The following is an 18,906-nucleotide window of genomic DNA, read 5'->3' as shown; positions in this document are numbered from 1 at the left end:
GAAGCCTGCAAATTGCTTGGGTGTTATATGGTCAAGCCTCACGGGCAATTAGTATTGGTTAGCTCAACGCCTCACAGCGCTTACACACCCAACCTATCAACGTCGTAGTCTTCGACGGCCCTTCAGGGGACTCAAGGTCCCAGTGAGATCTCATCTTGAGGCTAGTTTCCCGCTTAGATGCTTTCAGCGGTTATCTATTCCGAACATAGCTACCCGGCAATGCCACTGGCGTGACAACCGGAACACCAGAGGTTCGTCCACTCCGGTCCTCTCGTACTAGGAGCAGCCCCTCTCAAATCTCAAACGTCCACGGCAGATAGGGACCGAACTGTCTCACGACGTTCTAAACCCAGCTCGCGTACCACTTTAAATGGCGAACAGCCATACCCTTGGGACCGGCTTCAGCCCCAGGATGTGATGAGCCGACATCGAGGTGCCAAACACCGCCGTCGATATGAACTCTTGGGCGGTATCAGCCTGTTATCCCCGGAGTACCTTTTATCCGTTGAGCGATGGCCCTTCCATACAGAACCACCGGATCACTAAGACCTACTTTCGTACCTGCTCGACGTGTCTGTCTCGCAGTCAAGCGCGCTTTTGCCTTTATACTCTACGACCGATTTCCGACCGGTCTGAGCGCACCTTCGTACTCCTCCGTTACTCTTTAGGAGGAGACCGCCCCAGTCAAACTACCCACCATACACTGTCCTCGATCCGGATAACGGACCTGAGTTAGAACCTCAAAGTTGCCAGGGTGGTATTTCAAGGTTGGCTCCACGCGAACTGGCGTCCACGCTTCAAAGCCTCCCACCTATCCTACACAAGCAAATTCAAAGTCCAGTGCAAAGCTATAGTAAAGGTTCACGGGGTCTTTCCGTCTAGCCGCGGATACACTGCATCTTCACAGCGATTTCAATTTCACTGAGTCTCGGGTGGAGACAGCGCCGCCATCGTTACGCCATTCGTGCAGGTCGGAACTTACCCGACAAGGAATTTCGCTACCTTAGGACCGTTATAGTTACGGCCGCCGTTTACCGGGGCTTCGATCAAGAGCTTCGCGTTAGCTAACCCCATCAATTAACCTTCCGGCACCGGGCAGGCGTCACACCCTATACGTCCACTTTCGTGTTTGCAGAGTGCTGTGTTTTTAATAAACAGTCGCAGCGGCCTGGTATCTTCGACCGGCGTGGGCTTACGCAGTAAATGCTTCACCCTCACCGGCGCACCTTCTCCCGAAGTTACGGTGCCATTTTGCCTAGTTCCTTCACCCGAGTTCTCTCAAGCGCCTTGGTATTCTCTACCCAACCACCTGTGTCGGTTTGGGGTACGGTTCCTGGTTACCTGAAGCTTAGAAGCTTTTCTTGGAAGCATGGCATCAACCACTTCGTGTTCTAAAAGAACACTCGTCATCAGCTCTCGGCCTTAGAATCCCGGATTTACCTAAGATTCCAGCCTACCACCTTAAACTTGGACAACCAACGCCAAGCTGGCCTAGCCTTCTCCGTCCCTCCATCGCAATAACCAGAAGTACAGGAATATTAACCTGTTTTCCATCGACTACGCTTTTCAGCCTCGCCTTAGGGACCGACTAACCCTGCGTCGATTAACGTTGCGCAGGAAACCTTGGTCTTTCGGCGTGGGTGTTTTTCACACCCATTGTCGTTACTCATGTCAGCATTCGCACTTCTGATACCTCCAGCAAGCTTCTCAACTCACCTTCACAGGCTTACAGAACGCTCCTCTACCGCATCACCTAAGTGATACCCGTAGCTTCGGTGTATGGTTTGAGCCCCGTTACATCTTCCGCGCAGGCCGACTCGACTAGTGAGCTATTACGCTTTCTTTAAAGGGTGGCTGCTTCTAAGCCAACCTCCTAGCTGTCTAAGCCTTCCCACATCGTTTCCCACTTAACCATAACTTTGGGACCTTAGCTGACGGTCTGGGTTGTTTCCCTTTTCACGACGGACGTTAGCACCCGCCGTGTGTCTCCCATGCTCGGCACTTGTAGGTATTCGGAGTTTGCATCGGTTTGGTAAGTCGGGATGACCCCCTAGCCGAAACAGTGCTCTACCCCCTACAGTGATACATGAGGCGCTACCTAAATAGCTTTCGAGGAGAACCAGCTATCTCCGAGCTTGATTAGCCTTTCACTCCGATCCACAGGTCATCCGCTAACTTTTCAACGGTAGTCGGTTCGGTCCTCCAGTTAGTGTTACCCAACCTTCAACCTGCCCATGGATAGATCGCCCGGTTTCGGGTCTATTCCCAGCGACTAGACGCCCTATTAAGACTCGCTTTCGCTACGCCTCCCCTATTCGGTTAAGCTCGCCACTGAAAATAAGTCGCTGACCCATTATACAAAAGGTACGCAGTCACCCAACAAAGTGGGCTCCCACTGCTTGTACGCATACGGTTTCAGGATCTATTTCACTCCCCTCTCCGGGGTTCTTTTCGCCTTTCCCTCACGGTACTAGTTCACTATCGGTCAGTCAGTAGTATTTAGCCTTGGAGGATGGTCCCCCCATATTCAGACAAAGTTTCTCGTGCTCCGTCCTACTCGATTTCATGACCAAGAGATTTTCGCGTACAGGGCTATCACCCACTATGGCCGCACTTTCCAGAGCGTTCCGCTAATCTCAAAGCCACTTAAGGGCTAGTCCCCGTTCGCTCGCCACTACTAAGGGAATCTCGGTTGATTTCTTTTCCTCAGGGTACTTAGATGTTTCAGTTCCCCTGGTTCGCTTCTTAAGCCTATGTATTCAGCTTAAGATACCTAACTTATGTTAGGTGGGTTCCCCCATTCAGACATCTCCGGATCAAAGTCTGTTTGCCGACTCCCCGAAGCTTTTCGCAGGCTACCACGTCTTTCATCGCCTCTGACTGCCAAGGCATCCACCGTATGCGCTTCTTCACTTGACCATATAACCCCAAGCAATCTGGTTATACTGTGAAGACGACATTCGCCGAAAATTCGCGATTAAACTCACAAATTTTACCTTAGCCTGATCACCACCAGTGAAAGTGGCCATCAGTCTATCTTTCTATCACATACCCAAATTTTTAAAGAACGATCTAGCCAAAGACTAGAAATCAACATTCACCATCGTCACGATGGAATGCTCATTTCTAAGCTTTCAACAAACAGAAGCAGTAGTGGTGGAGCCAAACGGGATCGAACCGTTGACCTCCTGCGTGCAAGGCAGGCGCTCTCCCAGCTGAGCTATGGCCCCGTATTTCTACAGGCGTTTCCCACACAAAATTGGTGGGTCTGGGCAGATTCGAACTGCCGACCTCACCCTTATCAGGGGTGCGCTCTAACCAACTGAGCTACAGACCCAATTTCGAGCTACTAAGGCCGACCTCACCCTGCTCTTAACCACGAAGCATGGGGTGCGCTCTAACCAACTCAGCTACAACCTGATACAGGCTGCTTCTTTATCGTCTTCTTCAATGAATCAAGCAATTCGTGTGGGAACTTATGGAGCAGCTGATGTCGTCGATTAAGGAGGTGATCCAGCCGCAGGTTCCCCTACGGCTACCTTGTTACGACTTCACCCCAGTCATGAATCACACCGTGGTAACCGTCCTCCCGAAGGTTAGACTAGCTACTTCTGGTGCAACCCACTCCCATGGTGTGACGGGCGGTGTGTACAAGGCCCGGGAACGTATTCACCGCGACATTCTGATTCGCGATTACTAGCGATTCCGACTTCACGCAGTCGAGTTGCAGACTGCGATCCGGACTACGATCGGTTTTCTGGGATTAGCTCCACCTCGCGGCTTGGCAACCCTCTGTACCGACCATTGTAGCACGTGTGTAGCCCAGGCCGTAAGGGCCATGATGACTTGACGTCATCCCCACCTTCCTCCGGTTTGTCACCGGCAGTCTCCTTAGAGTGCCCACCATCACGTGCTGGTAACTAAGGACAAGGGTTGCGCTCGTTACGGGACTTAACCCAACATCTCACGACACGAGCTGACGACAGCCATGCAGCACCTGTCTCAATGTTCCCGAAGGCACCAATCCATCTCTGGAAAGTTCATTGGATGTCAAGGCCTGGTAAGGTTCTTCGCGTTGCTTCGAATTAAACCACATGCTCCACCGCTTGTGCGGGCCCCCGTCAATTCATTTGAGTTTTAACCTTGCGGCCGTACTCCCCAGGCGGTCAACTTAATGCGTTAGCTGCGCCACTAAGAGCTCAAGGCTCCCAACGGCTAGTTGACATCGTTTACGGCGTGGACTACCAGGGTATCTAATCCTGTTTGCTCCCCACGCTTTCGCACCTCAGTGTCAGTATCAGTCCAGGTGGTCGCCTTCGCCACTGGTGTTCCTTCCTATATCTACGCATTTCACCGCTACACAGGAAATTCCACCACCCTCTACCATACTCTAGCTCGTCAGTTTTGAATGCAGTTCCCAGGTTGAGCCCGGGGCTTTCACATCCAACTTAACGAACCACCTACGCGCGCTTTACGCCCAGTAATTCCGATTAACGCTTGCACCCTCTGTATTACCGCGGCTGCTGGCACAGAGTTAGCCGGTGCTTATTCTGTCGGTAACGTCAAAACAGATACGTATTAGGTAACTGCCCTTCCTCCCAACTTAAAGTGCTTTACAATCCGAAGACCTTCTTCACACACGCGGCATGGCTGGATCAGGCTTTCGCCCATTGTCCAATATTCCCCACTGCTGCCTCCCGTAGGAGTCTGGACCGTGTCTCAGTTCCAGTGTGACTGATCATCCTCTCAGACCAGTTACGGATCGTCGCCTTGGTGAGCCATTACCTCACCAACTAGCTAATCCGACCTAGGCTCATCTGATAGCGCAAGGCCCGAAGGTCCCCTGCTTTCTCCCGTAGGACGTATGCGGTATTAGCGTCCGTTTCCGAGCGTTATCCCCCACTACCAGGCAGATTCCTAGGCATTACTCACCCGTCCGCCGCTCGCCACCAGGTACAAGTACCCGTGCTGCCGCTCGACTTGCATGTGTTAGGCCTGCCGCCAGCGTTCAATCTGAGCCATGATCAAACTCTTCAGTTCAAACATCTTTGGGTTTTTAAGAAACCCTAAACTTGGCTCAGCAATCGTTGGTTACATCTTTGATTTCTCGCGGAGTAACTTGTGACGCTGATAATCTTGTTGACTATCAGTCTGACCCCACAAGCACCCACACGAATTGCTTGATTCAGTTGTTAAAGAGCGGTTGGTTAAGATCTTTCGTCTCAACCGAGGCGCGCATTCTACAGCAGCCTCTGTTACTGTCAAGCGGTTATTTTCAGAAGTTTTCAAAGTTTCGCTTGGGAATCTTCAACAACTTCAACCACTTGCGCTTCCGATCTCTCGTTAGCGGGAGGCGAATTCTACAGCGTTACTCGCTGCTGTCAACACCTCTTTTTCTCCGCTTTCGACCGAGAAGATTGAACCGTCAATAAGGCGAAAACACACTGCCTCACCAACTCCTTCTGGCTTCGATGAACTGAAGCGTAACCGCTGCCGAAAACTGCGTAACTCTTTGTTTACCAAGGAGTTTTCCGTTTCGACTGCGCCGGAAGTGGGGCGAATTATAGACTTCCAGAATCTGCCGTCAACCCCTGATTTCACAATTCTGTCATATAAGGCAAAAAGCCCCGAAAACACGAAGGCCGACCCCAAGGGGCCGGCCTTCTTCCCTTCTACTTACAAACTAGGGAATGCGAATTGCGAAGCCTCATGGCTCGCCCGTTGCGGCCAGCGCTGGGTAATAGCCTTGCGACGAGTGTAGAAACGCACGCCATCCGGACCATACGCATGCAGATCGCCAAACAGCGAACGCTTCCAACCGCCAAAGCTGTGATAAGCCACAGGCACCGGCAAAGGCACGTTGACGCCGACCATGCCCACTTCAATCTCATCGCAGAACAACCGCGCCGCTTCCCCATCACGCGTGAAGATACAGGTGCCGTTGCCATACTCGTGATCGTTGATCAGTTGCATCGCCTCTTCCAGGCTGTTGACCCGAACGACGCACAGTACCGGGCCGAAGATCTCTTCTTTATAGATACGCATCTCTGGCGTGACGTTATCGAACAGGCAGCCGCCCAGGAAGAAACCTTCCTCATGACCGGTCACGCTCAGACCACGACCATCCACCACCAAGGTCGCCCCTGCTGAAACACCGTCTTCTATATAGCCACTGACTTTATCGCGAGCCTGACCGGAAACCAGCGGCCCCATATCCAGGCCACAGGTCGTACCGGCACCGATTTTTAACGCTTTGACCTGCGGTACCAGTTTGGCCACCAACGCATCGGCCACTTGATCGCCGACGCATACAGCAACCGAGATCGCCATGCAGCGCTCACCGCACGACCCGTACGCCGCGCCCATCAGTGCGCTGACGGCGTTATCCAGATCCGCATCCGGCATCAATACCGCATGGTTCTTCGCCCCGCCCAAAGCCTGGACGCGTTTGCCGCGCTTGGTGCCTTCGGCGTAAATGTATTCGGCAATCGGCGTCGAACCAACAAAGCTCAGCGCTTTGACTTCCGGCGCTTCAATCAAGGCATCCACCGCAGCCTTGTCGCCATGCACCACACTCAGCACGCCTTTCGGCAAGCCGGCTTCCAACAGCAGTTGAGCAATCAGCAGCGTCGAACTTGGATCACGCTCGGAGGGTTTCAGAATAAAGCAGTTGCCGCAGACGATCGCCAGCGGATACATCCAAAGCGGCACCATGGCCGGGAAGTTGAACGGAGTAATACCGGCCACCACGCCCAATGGCTGGAAATCCGACCAGGCATCAATGTTCGGCCCAACATTGCGGCTGTACTCACCCTTGAGAATTTCCGGTGCAGCACAGGCAAACTCTACGTTCTCGATCCCGCGCTTCAATTCACCGGCCGCATCTTCCAGGGTCTTGCCATGTTCTTCGCTGATCAGTTGTGCAATGCGAGCTTCGTTCTTTTCCAGCAATTGCTTGAAGCGGAACATCACCTGAGCACGCTTGGCCGGCGGAGTGTTACGCCAGGCCGGGAACGCAGCTTTGGCCGAGTCGATGGCTTTTTGAATGGTTTCACGGCTGGCCAATGGCAGTTTGTGGATCGCCTGACCGGTGGACGGGTTGAACACGTCGGCCGTACGACCGTCTTCGGTCACCAGTTCGCCATTGATCAAATGCGGGATAAGGCTCATGCAGGGCTCCTGAAAGTTGTCCACAGGCGCCCGCGAAAGGACACCTATATATAAAGAGAGGGGAAAAATCAGTCGATTTTGTTCAGCACTTCGCCGACCGCGTCGAACAGACGATCGAGGTCTTGCGGCTTGCTGTTGAAGGTTGGGCCGAACTGCAGGGTGTCGCCGCCGAAGCGCACGTAGAACCCGGCTTTCCACAAGGCCATGCCGGCTTCGAACGGACGCACGATGGCATCGCCGTCGCGAGGCGCAATCTGGATGGCACCGGCCAACCCGTAGTTACGAATGTCGATGACGTTTTTCGAGCCCTTCAAACCATGCAACGCATTTTCGAAATGCGGCGCCACTTCCGCCACACTCTGCACCAGGTTTTCCTTTTGCAGCAGGTCGAGTGCCGCCAGGCCGGCTGCACAAGCCACCGGGTGCGCGGAATAGGTATAGCCGTGCGGGAACTCCACCGCGTATTCCGGCGTCGCCTGGTTCATGAAGGTCTGATAGATCTCGGAGCTGGCAATCACCGCGCCCATCGGGATCGCGCCGTTGGTGACTTGCTTGGCAATGCACATCAGGTCCGGCGTCACGCCAAAACTGTCGGCACCGAACATCGAACCGGTACGGCCGAAACCAGTGATCACTTCGTCAAACACCAGCAGGATGTTGTGCTGATCGCAGATCTCGCGCAGACGCTTGAGGTAACCCTGCGGCGGAACCAGCACGCCAGCGGAACCAGCCAATGGCTCGACGAATACCGCTGCGATGTTCGAGGCATCGTGCAGCTCGATCAACTTGAGCAATTCATCCGCCAGCGCGATACCACCCTGCTCCGGCATGCCACGAGTGAAAGCATTGCTCGCCAGCAAAGTGTGCGGCAGGTGATCGACGTCCATCATCGCCTGACCGAACAGTTTGCGGTTGCCGTTCACGCCGCCGAGGCTGGTGCCGGCGATGTTCACGCCGTGATAACCACGAGCACGACCGATCATTTTGGTCTTGGTGGCCTGGCCTTTCAGGCGCCAGTAAGCACGCACCATTTTCACCGCCGTGTCTGCGCACTCGGAACCCGAGTCGGTGAAGAACACGTGATTCAGATTACCCGGGGTCAGGTCGGTGATTTTCTCGGCCAACTGAAACGACAGCGGGTGACCGTACTGAAAGCCCGGCGAGTAATCGAGGGTGCCCAACTGCTTGGCCACCGCTTCCTGGATTTCCTTGCGGGTGTGTCCGGCGCCGCAGGTCCACAGGCCTGAGAGCGAATCGTAGACCTTGCGGCCCTTGTCGTCTGTCAGCCAACTGCCCTCGGCAGCCACGATCAGTCGCGGGTCGCGCTGGAAATTGCGGTTCGCGGTGTAGGGCATCCAGTGAGCATCGAGCTTGAGCTGGCTGGCCAGGGAAGTCGGGGCGTTTTCAGGCACGTTCATGGGCAAAACCTCGCAGGGCAATAAGCGGCGTGGAGATGAAAAGCGTTCTTGCAGCTAAATTGCCACGGAGATAAAGTCGGTGAAATCCAACTTTTCTAACCTTCAGTCAGGCCCGGACTAAACTATGAGTACCCGCCGCCCCGATCCACTGGCGCAAGTCAGTGACTTTGATATCCGTCTGTTGCGGATTTTTCGCAGCGTCGTGGAATGCGGTGGCTTCTCCGCGGCAGAATCGGTGCTGGGGATCGGTCGCTCGGCGATCAGCCAGCAGATGAGCGATCTGGAGCAACGCCTCGGCCTGCGTCTGTGCCAACGCGGTCGCGCCGGTTTTTCCCTGACCGAAGAAGGCCGCGAGGTCTACCAATCTGCGCTGCAGCTATTAAGTGCGCTGGAAAGTTTCCGCACCGAGGTCAACGGCCTCCACCAACATTTGCGCGGTGAGTTGACCATCGGCCTGACCGACAACCTGGTCACCCTGCCCCACATGCGCATCACCCATGCCTTGGCGCAGTTGAAGGAGCGCGGCCCGGACGTACAGATCCAGATCCGCATGATCGCGCCCAATGAAGTCGAACAAGGCGTGCTCGACGGGCGCTTGCATGTCGGCGTGGTGCCGCAGGCCAGTGCGCTATCGGGGCTGGAATATCAGCCGCTCTACAGCGAACGCTCGCTGCTGTATTGCGCGGTCGGCCATCCGTTGTTCTACGTCGACGACAAACAACTGGACGATGAGCGTCTCAATAGCCAGGACGCCATCGCTCCGACCTTCCGTTTGCCTGCCGAGATTCAGGCCCACTATCAAGCGCTCAACTGCACCGCCAGCGCATCGGATCGCGAAGGCATGGCATTTCTGATTCTGACCGGGCGCTACATCGGTTATCTGCCGGATCATTACGCCAGCCTCTGGGTGCAGCAGGGCCGACTGCGTGCGCTGAAACCCAAGGCACGTTTTTATGACCTGAGTCTGGCATCGGTCACACGCAAGGGCCGTCGGCCGCATCTGGTGTTGGAAAGCTTCCTTGAGAGCCTGGCCGCAACGCGCTGAAAACTGTAGGAGCCGAGCTTGCTCGCGAAGGCGACTTAACATTCAACATTAATGCTGACTGACACCCCGCCTTCGCGAGCAAGCTTCGCTCCTACAAGGGCAAGGTTTTATCGCAACAGGACTTGTCTGCGACCTGCGGGTGCGCTATCAACGCATCTGGTTGCACCCATTTACCTGTTCGGAAGTGCCTATGACCTTTGAAGTCCCAGCCCACGGCGGCAAACCCGCCAGCCGCATTCGTCAGAAGAACGAAGAGACCATCATCAAAGCCGCCGAAGACGAATTCGCCCGTCACGGATTCAAAGGCACTAGCATGAACACCATCGCGCAGAAGGCCGGGTTGCCCAAAGCGAACCTGCATTACTACTTCACTAACAAACTCGGTTTGTATGTGGCGGTGCTGAGCAACATCCTTGAACTCTGGGACAGCACCTTCAATACCCTGACCGTCGAGGATGATCCGGCAGAAGCATTGACACGATACATTCGCGCAAAAATGGAATTCTCCCGGCGCCAGCCACAAGCTTCGCGGGTCTTCGCCATGGAGGTCATCAGCGGCGGCGAATGCCTGAGCGCGCATTTCAACCAGGACTATCGCATCTGGTTTCAGGGCCGGGCCGCAGTGTTTCAGGCGTGGATCGACGCCGGCAAAATGGACCCGGTCGACCCGGTGCACCTGATCTTCCTGCTGTGGGGCAGCACCCAGCATTACGCCGATTTTGCCACGCAGATCTGCCGTGTCACCGGGCGCACCAAGTTGACCAAGCAAGACATGGAAGACGCCGGCAACAACCTGATCCGCATCATTCTCAAAGGCTGCGGCCTGACGCCTGCTATCTAAGACACTTATGCCTTTTACCCTCAGCGGCTTTTGCGAATACCGCGAAGAGATTCGCAAAAGCCGCTTCATCACCCTCGCCGGACCAATCACTAGCGCAGCGGATGCTCAAGCGTTCATCGAGCAGCACAGTGATTTGAACGCCTCGCACAATTGCTGGGCCTGGAAACTCGGCGATCAATATCGCAGCAACGATGATGGCGAACCCGGCGGCACCGCTGGCCGACCGATTCTGGCAGCGATCGAAGCGCAGGATTGCGATCAGGTCGCGGTGTTGGTGATCCGCTGGTATGGCGGCATTCAACTGGGCACCGGTGGCCTCGCCCGGGCCTATGGCGGCGGTGCCAACAAATGCCTGCAAGGGGCGCCAAAGGTCGAGCTGATCAGTCGGGTGCCGGTGAGTTGTGCCTGCGCATTTAGTGAATTGGCGCTGGTGAAACTTCGGGTGGCGGAACTGGGCGGTTTGGTCGTGGAGGAAATCTTCACGGCCAATGGCGTGGAACTGCAATTGGCGATCGGCGAGGGGCAAATAGAGACCTTGCAGATGCAGCTGGCGGACTTGAGTCGCGGGCGTATTTTGTTGCAGCGATAAAAGATCAAAAGATCAAAAGATCGCAGCCTTCGGCAGCTCCTACGCCGACCGTGTACTTACGCAATGAATGCATCCCGTAGGAGCTGCCGAAGGCTGCGATCTTTTGGGGCGTCCCGATTTGCCCTGCATTCAATACTTGCCCACATCTGCTGTGCACCCGGCTGTGGATAACCTGAGCACATTGCGCTGTAACCCTTCTGTCATGCGGCTTTGCGGGCTTTGTTCATTTTTCATCCAAATCCCCAGTAGCAACATTTATTCCACGTAAAAACAAACAGTTAGAGCGGTTTATCGCCATTAGAAGAAAGCCCCTCAGTGCTTATGCCCCTCCGCTCGGCTTGCGCACAAATACTGTGGAACAACCTGTGGATAACCCGTTCATGGCTGGCGCAGCCCCCTGTCCGACATAGCTTGCAGGGTATTGCTCGTTTTTTGATCAATTCACAGCGCGCAAAACCAGAGCCTGGTCAAAGAACGTGCCCTCAAGTGGTGCCTGATTCGGAGTTGGAATAAGGCGAGACACCGCCCACAACCCTAAACCAGCAAGGCCTTGCCGATTTCCTGACTCAATGGCCAGGAAATTGCTTTATCCCCAGGTATAACTTCTGTCGACCTGAGCCTGTCATGTCCAACCCCGTGCCGATCCCCGATCAAATACCTCGCCTGCAATTGCGCAGAATCAGCAAACGTTACCCCGGTTGCCTGGCCAACGATGCCATCGACTTGAGTATTGCGCCCGGTGAAATCCACGCCCTGCTCGGCGAAAACGGTGCGGGCAAAAGTACCCTGATGAAGATCATCTACGGCGTCACTCACGCCGACTCAGGGGAAATGATCTGGCAGGGCCAGCGCGTGACCATGCGCAATCCGGCCCAGGCTCGCGGCCTCGGGATTGGCATGGTGTTCCAGCATTTCTCGCTGTTCGAAACCCTGAGCGTGGCGCAGAACATCGCGCTGGCCATGGGCGCGGCGGCGGGTACGCCGAAGCAGCTCGAGCCGAAGATTCGTGAAGTGTCTCAACGCTACGGCATGGCGCTGGAACCGGAGCGACTTGTCCACAGCCTGTCCATCGGCGAGCGTCAACGGGTGGAAATCATTCGCTGTCTGATGCAGGACATCCGCCTGTTGATTCTCGATGAGCCGACGTCGGTACTGACTCCGCAAGAAGCCGACGAATTGTTCGTCATTTTGCGTCGACTGGCGGCCGAGGGCTGCAGCATTCTTTTTATCAGCCACAAGCTCGGCGAAGTACGTGCGTTGTGCCACAGTGCCACGGTGTTGCGCGGCGGTCGGGTGGCCGGGCATTGCGTGCCGGCGCAGTGCTCGGATCGGCAACTGGCGCAGTTGATGGTCGGTGAAGCCGCCGAGCTGATCACCGACTATCCAAAGGTCATGGGCGCTGATGCATTTTTGAATGTGGCGGGGTTGTCCTGGCACAACCCGGACCCGTTCGGCTGCTCTCTGAAGAATATTGATTTCGACGTGCGCAGCGGCGAAATCGTGGGAGTCGCCGGAGTGGCCGGCAATGGTCAGGATGAGTTGCTGGCCTTGCTCAGTGGTGAAGAACGGTTACCCCGCGATGACAGCGCCACGATCAGTTTCGGCGGGCAACCAGTGGCCCATTTGCGGCCGGATGCTCGACGTAAACTTGGCCTGGCGTTCGTTCCCGCCGAGCGTCTGGGCCATGGCGCGGTGCCGGAACTGAGCCTGGCAGATAACGCCCTGCTCACCGCGTTTCAACAGGGGCTTGTCAGCAACGGGCTGATCCAGCGCGGCAAGGTCCAAGCGCTGGCCGAAGACATCATTCGCCGCTTCGGGGTCAAGACACCTGATGCCCAGGCGCCTGCTCGCAGTCTGTCCGGCGGCAACTTGCAAAAATTCATCCTCGGCCGGGAAATCCTCCAGCAGCCTAAATTGCTGGTCGCCGCGCACCCGACCTGGGGCGTGGACGTCGGCGCGGCCGCGACCATTCACCGGGCGTTGATTGCCTTGCGCGATGCCGGCGCGGCGATCCTGGTGATCTCCGAAGACCTCGACGAACTGTTCCAGATCAGCGACCGCCTCGGCGCCCTGTGCGGCGGTCAGCTGTCGCCATTGCAGGCCACCGTCGACACCCATCTGAGCGACGTCGGCGGCTGGATGGCCGGCCAGTTCGACACACCTCAATCACCTGCCCCCGTAGCGCTTTAACGGAGTTTCACATGCTGCTTTCTCTCGAACCCCGTGGCCAGCAATCACGCCTGATGTTGTGGTGTTCGCCCCTGCTGGCGGCCGTGTTGACGCTGGGCTGTGGCTCATTGCTGTTTATCGCCCTGGGCCACGATCCATTGCTGACCTTGCACACGTTGCTGATTGCACCGATCAGCGACTTGTACGGCGTCTCCGAATTGTTGGTCAAAGCGCTGCCGATTCTGCTCTGCGCATTGGGCCTGGCGGTGGCGTATCAGGCGCGGATCTGGAACATCGGCGCCGAAGGTCAGTTGCTGCTCGGCGCCCTCGCCGGCAGTGCGTTGGCAGTGAACATCATTGGCTGGCAAAGCCGCTGGGCGCTGGTGTTGATCCTGCTCACTGGCACCCTGGCCGGCGCCGCATGGGCCGGGCTGACGGCGTGGTTGCGCACGCGCTTCAACGCCAATGAAATCCTCACCAGCATCATGCTCAATTACATCGCCCTGAACCTGCTGCTGTTCTGCGTCCACGGGCCGCTGAAGGACCCGGCGGGGTTCAACTTTCCAGAGTCGGCAATGTTCGGCGATGCCAGTCGACTGCCGCTGTTGATGGAGGACGGCCGGGTTCACGCCGGTGTGTATTTCGCCTTGCTCGCGCTGGTGGCGGTGTGGGTGTTGCTGCAGAAAAGCTTTGTCGGCTTCCAGATCAAAGTGCTTGGGCTGGACAAGCGCGCCGCCGGATTCGTCGGCTTTCGTGAGAAGCGGCTGATCTGGCTGGCGCTGTTGATCAGCGGCGGCCTGGCGGGGCTGGCCGGCGTGTGCGAAGTCACCGGGCCGATCGGCCAATTGGTGCCGCAAGTCTCGCCGGGTTACGGCTATGCGGCGATCACTGTGGCGTTTCTCGGGCGGCTGAATCCCATCGGCATTCTGTTTTCCAGCCTGTTGATGGCGCTGCTGTACATCGGTGGCGAAAGCGCACAGATGAGCATGAACCTGCCGCAAGCCATCACTCAATTGTTCCAGGGGATGATGCTGTTTTTCCTGCTGGCCAGTGACGTGCTGATTCTCTACCGACTGCGTTTGGACCTGCGCTGGGCTCGCCGTGCACCAACCACCGCCGTACACGCAGGAGCCTTGTGATGGATATCGATCTGCTGAGCAATATTTTCTACGCCATGGTCCGTTGCGGTACGCCGTTGTTGCTGGTGGCGCTGGGCGAGCTGATCTGCGAGAAGAGTGGCGTCCTCAATCTGGGGCAGGAAGGCATGATGCTGTTTGGCGCGGTGATCGGTTTCATCGTCGCGCTGAACAGCGGCAACCTATGGCTTGGCGTGTTGCTGGCGATGCTCGCCGGGATGCTGTTGTCGTCGCTGTTTGCCTTGGTGGCACTGGTGTTCAACGCCAATCAGGTGGCGACCGGGTTGGCGTTGACGATCTTCGGCGTAGGTCTGTCGACCTTTGTCGGCGCAGCGTGGGTTGGTAAACCGTTGGCGGGTTTTGAGCCGGTGGCGATTCCGTTGTTGAGTGACATCCCGCTGATCGGGCGGATGCTGTTTGCCCAGGACTTGTTGGTGTACTTGTCGTTCGCGCTGTTCACGTTAGTGGCCTGGGTGATTCTGAAAAGTCGCGTCGGGTTGATCATTCAGGCGGTCGGCGAAAACCCGGATGCCGCCAGTGCCATGGGCTTGCCGGTGTTGCGCGTGCGCACGCTGGCGGTGCTGTTTGGCGGCGCGATGGCGGGGTTGGCCGGGGCTTATTTGTCCCTGGCCTACACACCGATGTGGGCGGAAAACATGAGTGCCGGTCGCGGCTGGATTGCCCTGGCGCTGGTGGTGTTTGCCAGTTGGCGGGTGTGGCGACTGCTGCTCGGAGCGTATCTGTTCGGTCTCGCCAGCATCCTGCATTTGGTGGCGCAGGGGTTGGGGCTGGCAATTGCGTCGAGCCTGCTGGCGATGCTGCCGTATGTCGCGACCATTGTGGTGTTGGTGCTGCTGTCCCGGGATGCAGTGCGCACACGGTTGTATGCGCCGGTGTCGTTGGGGCAGCCGTGGCAGGCCGGGCATTAACGGTCGCCTGCACTGGCCTCATCCCGAGCAGGCTCGGTCCCACAGTTGACCGAGTCGAGCCGCAATTTTGTGATGAACACAAATCTACTGTGGGGGCGAGCCTGCTCGCGATGGCTGCCCAACAGGCAACGCTTGCGCCACGCCCCACGCCAATTCAAAGACCAGGAAAACAACCAGCAATGAGCTGGCGCCGTGGAGCAAGGCATACAGCTGCCAAGCCGAAAACAGAAACCTCCCCACCGCGTCATACCGCCCAAACACCTGCTGCGGATCACGAATCCGCAGCACGGCCCACACGCACACAATCGAACCCAACAAATTCGCCATCAGCATGTGCACTGGCTCGAACGGCGGTAGCTCGCCAGGCAAATTGAAAGTCTGGATCAGGCTCAACAACACGCCATGCAACGCCGCAAAACTCCACGGCGTCACAAAAGCAGCGGTCACGATCAGGTCGTACCACGCACTGCCACGCACCACTTGACGATATTGCGTTGAAGTCCACATCCGTCTTGCTCCGTAAATTCAGGGAGCAACAAGGCTAAAGCCTGGAGTATGCTCCAGGGTCAAGCCCTCTCGAGACATCAAGATGCGCATCGGTGAATTAGCCCAGGCCAGCGCCGTCAGCCGCGACACATTGCGCTTTTACGAGCAACGCGGGTTGATCGCCGCGCAACGCAGCGCCAATGGTTATCGCGACTATCCGGCGGAGATGGTGCAACTGGTGCTGTACATCAAGACCGCTCAGCGACTGGGCTTTACCCTCGGCGAGATCGGCAGCAGCGTCGCTGCGCTGTGGCAGGCACCCGACCCAGCCAATGCCGTGACCCAGCTGCTACAAGACAAACTGAACCTGATCGAAACCCGCATCGCCGAACTCGATGTCTTGCGTCAGGAACTGCAACATCGGCTCGGTCAACAATGTCCTTTGAGTCAGTATCCTTTAAATCCGTGATTCTCATCCATCAAGGAAGCCATTCATGTCCAAGGCAAAAACCGCACTCATCATCGGTGCCTCCCGAGGCTTGGGCCTCGGTCTGGTGAAAACCCTGCTGGCCGACGGCTGGCAAGTCACCGCCACCGTGCGCAACCCGCAGGGCGCCGAAGCCTTGCAAGCGTTGGGCAAGGTGCGGATCGAAAAACTCGACATGGACGATCAGCAAGCGGTCATCGCCCTTAGCCAACAACTCAAGGGGGAAGTCTTCGACTTGTTGTTCGTGAATGCCGGGGTCAAGGGCCCGGAGGTCCAGACGCCGGGCGGCGCGACGTTGGCTGAGGTGGGGCAATTGTTCTTCACCAACGCCGTGGCGCCGATCAATCTGGCCCAGCGCTTCGTCGGGCAGATTCGCGATGGCAGCGGCGTGCTGGCGTTCATGAGTTCGGTGCTGGGCAGCGTGACCATGCCCGACGCGCCGGAGCTGGCACTGTACAAGGCCAGCAAAGCGGCACTGAACTCCATGACCAACAGCTTCGTCACGCAACTGGGCGAACAGAAACTCACCGTGCTGTCGCTGCATCCGGGTTGGGTGAAAACTGATATGGGCGGTGAAGGCGCGGACATTGATGTGGAAACCAGTACGCGCGGGCTGATCGATCAGGTGAATGCGTATGCCGGCAAGGGCGGGCATCATTTTGTGAACTACAGGGGTGAGACCATTCCCTGGTAATCACCACATTCCCCTGTGGGAGCGAGCCTGCTCGCGATAGCGGTCTGACATTCAAAATTAATGCTGAATGCAATGGCCCCATCGCGAGCAGGCTCGCTCCCACAGGGGTTTCGCGTTGTCTTGTCGGGCGAGGCTTGCCCGCGAAGCTTTTTTGTTCGAAACTCCGCCCCTCGCCCCCGCGGCGACCCTGGATCAGCAGACAGGGCAACACTGAGCTGGCAACCCTGAACCCAATTTTCAGAGGAGCCGGCCACCATGCCTGCGACCCGTACCTGGTTAAAAAATCCCCTCGCCATTTTCACGGCCAACGCGCTCGATGCCCGTGGCGGTCTGGTGCTGCAAGACGGTTTGATCGTCGAAGTGCTCGGCGCCGGTCAACAACCCTCCGCGCCGTGTGACCACGTTTTCGATGCTCGCGAACACGTGATCCTGCCGGGGCTGATCAACACCCATCACCACTTCTATCAAACCCTGACCCGTGCCTGGGCGCCGGTGGTTAATCAGCCGTTGTTCCCGTGGCTGAAAACCCTCTATCCGGTCTGGGCTCGTCTCACCCCTGAAAAACTCGCCCTCGCCACCAAAGTCGCATTGGCCGAGTTGCTGCTGTCCGGTTGCACCACCGCGGCCGATCACCATTACCTGTTTCCTGAAGGCCTGGAAAATGCGATCGACGTACAGGTCGAGAGTGTTCGCGAGCTGGGCATGCGCGCCATGCTCACTCGCGGTTCGATGAGCCTCGGTGAAAGGGACGGAGGGCTGCCACCGCAGCAAACTGTCCAGGAAGGTGAAGTGATCCTCGATGACAGCCAGCGTTTGATTGCCGCGTACCACGAACGTGGTGACGGCGCGCACATCCAGATCGCGTTGGCACCCTGCTCACCGTTTTCCGTAACCCCGCAGATCATGTCCGCCAGCGCCGAACTGGCGAACAAACTCGACGTGCGCCTGCACACGCATCTGGCGGAAACCCTCGACGAAGAAGACTTCTGCCTGCAACGTTTCGGCCTGCGCACCGTCGATTATCTGGACAGCGTCGGCTGGCTCGGGCCGCGTACCTGGCTGGCCCACGGCATCCATTTCAACCCCGACGAAATCGCCCGCCTCGGCGTGGCCGGCACGGGTATTTGCCATTGCCCGAGTTCGAACATGCGCCTGGCCTCCGGCATTTGCCCGACGCTGGACCTGACCGCTGCGGGTGCGCTGCTGGGGCTGGGCGTGGACGGCTCGGCGTCCAACGATGCGTCGAACATGATCCTCGAAACCCGTCAGGCGCTGTACATCCAGCGGCTGCGTTATGGCGCGGAAAAGATTACGCCAGAATTGGTACTGGGCTGGGCGACCAAGGGCTCGGCGAGTTTGCTCGGGCGCAGCGACATCGGTGAACTGGCGGTGGGCAAGCAAGCGGATCTGGCGCTGTTCAAACTGGATGAACTGCGCTTCTCCGGCAGCCATGATCCGGTGTCGGCGCTGCTGCTGTGCGGCGCGGATCGGGCGGACCGGGTGATGGTCGGCGGAAAATGGCGGGTGATCGACGGGCAGGTTGAGGGGTTGGATCTGAAAGGGTTGATTGCCGATCACAGTCAGGCGGCTCGGCAGTTGATCGCCGGCACCTGACACAACATCAAACAACTGTGGGAGCGAGCCTGCTCGCGATGAGGTCATGTCATTCAACATCGATGCTGAATGTTAGTCCGCTATCGCGAGCAGGCTCGCTCCCACAGTTTTGTGTGGCGTCCGCACCAGTGGATGGCGTGGATTCGAGACGGTGCACCGGGATGGTTCTGTGATGCTCGTCAGGGACTCTTCGCGGACAAGCCTCGCCCCTACAGGATTTGCGCAGGTCATGGGGGAGCGGGCTTGTCCGCGATGGCCGCTACGCGATTCCGATCCATTTGTTGTCCTGTTGGTCAGCAATTTGCATTGCCCTGATCTACCTCACAAC

The 18,906-nt window shown here is 57.2% G+C and carries 12 protein-coding genes, 2 tRNA genes and 2 rRNA genes; 9 read left to right on the top strand and 7 right to left on the bottom strand.

The window, feature by feature from the left end:
* Nucleotides 1–27: 27 nt before the first annotated feature.
* The 6 genes from ACZ89R_RS21780 to aptA form a co-directional block, all read right to left on the bottom strand.
* Nucleotides 28–2,919: ribosomal RNA gene (locus ACZ89R_RS21780) — 23S ribosomal RNA — on the bottom strand.
* A gap of 235 nt (nt 2,920–3,154) precedes the next feature.
* A tRNA-Ala gene (locus tag ACZ89R_RS21775) sits at nt 3,155–3,230 on the bottom strand.
* A gap of 30 nt (nt 3,231–3,260) precedes the next feature.
* Nucleotides 3,261–3,337, bottom strand: a tRNA-Ile gene (locus tag ACZ89R_RS21770).
* A 164-nt stretch (nt 3,338–3,501) separates the two neighbouring features.
* Nucleotides 3,502–5,040 (bottom strand): 16S ribosomal RNA (locus ACZ89R_RS21765).
* The 16S and 23S rRNA genes sit together here with 2 tRNA genes alongside, the layout of an rRNA operon.
* A 636-nt stretch (nt 5,041–5,676) precedes the next feature.
* The gene (locus tag ACZ89R_RS21760) at nt 5,677–7,170 is read right to left on the bottom strand and encodes a CoA-acylating methylmalonate-semialdehyde dehydrogenase (RefSeq protein ID WP_429544620.1); all 1,494 of its coding nucleotides are present in this window, start codon (nt 7,168–7,170) and stop codon (nt 5,677–5,679) included.
* Between the two features lie 68 nt (nt 7,171–7,238).
* Nucleotides 7,239–8,588: an omega-aminotransferase AptA gene (gene aptA / locus ACZ89R_RS21755; RefSeq protein ID WP_007906809.1), complete on the bottom strand. Its 1,350-nt coding sequence runs from the start codon at nt 8,586–8,588 to the stop codon at nt 7,239–7,241.
* A 124-nt stretch (nt 8,589–8,712) separates the two neighbouring features.
* Between aptA and ACZ89R_RS21750 the strand changes: the two genes are divergently transcribed.
* From ACZ89R_RS21750 to ACZ89R_RS21725, 6 genes are all read left to right on the top strand, one after another.
* Entirely contained in the window at nt 8,713–9,633 is a 921-nt protein-coding gene (locus ACZ89R_RS21750; RefSeq protein WP_007940170.1) for a LysR family transcriptional regulator, read from the top strand.
* A gap of 190 nt (nt 9,634–9,823) precedes the next feature.
* Nucleotides 9,824–10,474 carry a TetR/AcrR family transcriptional regulator gene (locus tag ACZ89R_RS21745; RefSeq protein WP_429375370.1) on the top strand — a complete coding sequence of 217 codons (651 nt, stop codon included), beginning with the start codon at nt 9,824–9,826 and terminating at the stop codon, nt 10,472–10,474.
* 7 nt (nt 10,475–10,481) lie between these two features.
* Entirely contained in the window at nt 10,482–11,063 is a 582-nt protein-coding gene (locus ACZ89R_RS21740) for an IMPACT family protein (protein WP_429544621.1), read from the top strand.
* Between the two features lie 624 nt (nt 11,064–11,687).
* Nucleotides 11,688–13,253 carry an ABC transporter ATP-binding protein gene (locus ACZ89R_RS21735; RefSeq protein WP_429544622.1) on the top strand — a complete coding sequence of 522 codons (1,566 nt, stop codon included), beginning with the start codon at nt 11,688–11,690 and terminating at the stop codon, nt 13,251–13,253.
* 11 nt (nt 13,254–13,264) lie between these two features.
* Nucleotides 13,265–14,371 (top strand): ABC transporter permease, encoded by a 1,107-nt coding sequence (locus tag ACZ89R_RS21730; RefSeq protein WP_429544623.1) that lies wholly within the window; start codon nt 13,265–13,267, stop codon nt 14,369–14,371.
* Nucleotides 14,371–15,297 (top strand): ABC transporter permease, encoded by a 927-nt coding sequence (locus ACZ89R_RS21725; RefSeq protein ID WP_429432228.1) that lies wholly within the window; start codon nt 14,371–14,373, stop codon nt 15,295–15,297. Before ACZ89R_RS21730 ends, ACZ89R_RS21725 begins: the two co-directional genes overlap by 1 nt.
* Nucleotides 15,298–15,381: 84 nt before the next feature.
* Here ACZ89R_RS21725 and ACZ89R_RS21720 read toward each other — a convergent pair whose 3' ends face one another.
* Complete coding sequence (locus ACZ89R_RS21720; RefSeq protein ID WP_429544624.1) at nt 15,382–15,804, bottom strand: hypothetical protein; 423 nt, start codon at nt 15,802–15,804, stop codon at nt 15,382–15,384.
* An 82-nt stretch (nt 15,805–15,886) separates the two neighbouring features.
* On the opposite strand from ACZ89R_RS21720, the gene ACZ89R_RS21715 reads away from it, so the two are divergent.
* The 3 genes from ACZ89R_RS21715 to ACZ89R_RS21705 all read left to right on the top strand — a co-directional run bounded on the left by ACZ89R_RS21715 (nt 15,887) and on the right by ACZ89R_RS21705 (nt 18,578).
* Complete coding sequence (locus tag ACZ89R_RS21715) at nt 15,887–16,252, top strand: MerR family transcriptional regulator (protein WP_123500983.1); 366 nt, start codon at nt 15,887–15,889, stop codon at nt 16,250–16,252.
* A 25-nt stretch (nt 16,253–16,277) separates the two neighbouring features.
* A complete protein-coding gene (locus ACZ89R_RS21710) occupies nt 16,278–16,964 on the top strand; it encodes an SDR family oxidoreductase (protein ID WP_123500981.1) in 687 nt (228 codons plus the stop codon).
* A gap of 255 nt (nt 16,965–17,219) precedes the next feature.
* Entirely contained in the window at nt 17,220–18,578 is a 1,359-nt protein-coding gene (locus tag ACZ89R_RS21705) for an 8-oxoguanine deaminase (RefSeq protein ID WP_429544625.1), read from the top strand.
* Nucleotides 18,579–18,906: the final 328 nt, after the last annotated feature.

It is taken from the genome of Pseudomonas sp. TE3728 (assembly GCF_056279145.1).
The sequence above is the reverse complement of the archived record's forward strand: the minus strand, read 5'-3'. Positions and strand labels throughout refer to the sequence as shown.